The organism is Gordonia sp. SCSIO 19800 (genome assembly GCF_018132775.1).
In the GTDB taxonomy this organism is placed as follows: Bacteria; Actinomycetota; Actinomycetes; order Mycobacteriales; family Mycobacteriaceae; genus Gordonia; species Gordonia hongkongensis.
On record NZ_JAGRQM010000052.1, the window covers coordinates 1 to 1432 of the forward strand.

The window sequence follows — 1432 nt, forward strand, 5'->3', positions numbered from 1 at the left end:
TTCGGCGGGAGTTTTCCATCCAAGGACTTTTCTAGGACGGTTGTTGAGGGTGTAGGCGATGGCCTCGAGGTCCTCAGCTGACCACCGCGACAGATCAGTTCCCTTAGGAAAATATTGGCGCAGAACACCATTGGTGTTCTCGTTGGATGGTCGCTGCCACGGTGAGTGCGGATCGGCGAAGAACACCTGCGTTCCGGTGTCCATCGCGAACTGGGCGTGAGCGGACAGTTCCTTGCCGCGATCCCACGTCAACGTTTTGCGCAACTGCTGCGGCAGCGCGGCGATCGACGCTGTCAGTCCTGCATTCATCGCGATGGCACCGTAGCCACCGAGTGCGGGCCCGTTCTTCACAGGCGGCTGCTCACCCCAGCCCTGCTGGCGTGGCAGATGCACCAGAAGTGTTGCACGACTACGACGTTCAACGATCGTGCCGATCGCCGATCTCCCAGTTCCGATAATCAGATCACCCTCCCAGTGCCCGGGGACGGCACGGTCCTCGGCCTCGGCAGGGCGCTGACTGAACACGACATCGGAGGTGACGTGACCCTGCGGCTTGTTGCGCGAGCGGGCCCGCGGCTCCCTCAGTGCACGTCCGGTGCGCAGGCACGCGACCAGCTCACGTTTGAGCGCGCCGCGGCCCTCGATGAACAGGGACTGGTAGATCGCCTCGTGACTGATACGCATGGATTCATCATCGGGGAAGTCGACCTTCAAACGCTGGGAGATCTGCTCTGGACTCCACGCCAGCGACCACCGCCGGTTGGCCCGGTGCGGTTTGTTAAGCCCCTTCCATGGCGGTGGCGTGGGGCCCGCAGCGATCGTGCCATCGGGACGGCGGACAACGCCGGCCAGGCGGTCCTGTACGTACTCCCGCAACTCGACGTGGGCCACGAGCTTCGCTGTTTTCGGGCGCTTGGCGGCCTGCTGGGCTTTCCACTGCGCCACCAACGCCCGATACTCGAGCTTCCCGCTCCTGGTTGCGGCGTTGCGCCGTAGCTCACGCGAGATCGTGGCCGGACTCCGCCCGATCCACCGTGCGATCTCACGCACCCCACGATCCTGGGCGCGTAGCAGCGCGATCTCTTCCCGTTCGGCGAAGGATAGATAGCGGCCCGAAGGCTCATCCAGACTCAGCGGCCTCATGCCGCCAGCGTGGCGGAACCAGCGTGTACCCACCGGCACCGACACACCGACAGCGATCGATGCCTGTGCCGTGCTCACCCCCGTCGCGACCACCCGCCAAAACTCACGTTGCACCTGCCGCGACGGCTCCGGCCGCCCCGGCGATCGCATCGCCGGCCGAAGTGCACGATCAGCACGCCACTGCCGACGAACACCTACCGCCACATCGCTGGTCCTCCGACTCCAGTCCGCCGTAGCCACCGCAAACACCTCCATGATCATGGTGTTGCGACGACCAGTTGAATCCGCC

General features: G+C 64.7%; 1 protein-coding gene. It reads right to left on the bottom strand.

Annotated elements, in window-relative coordinates; all coding sequences use genetic code 11:
- A partial coding sequence (locus KB201_RS24610) for an IS30 family transposase (protein ID WP_211540888.1) occupies positions 1 to 1143 on the bottom strand: 1143 nt, incomplete at its 3' end.
- Positions 1144 to 1432: the final 289 nt, after the last annotated feature.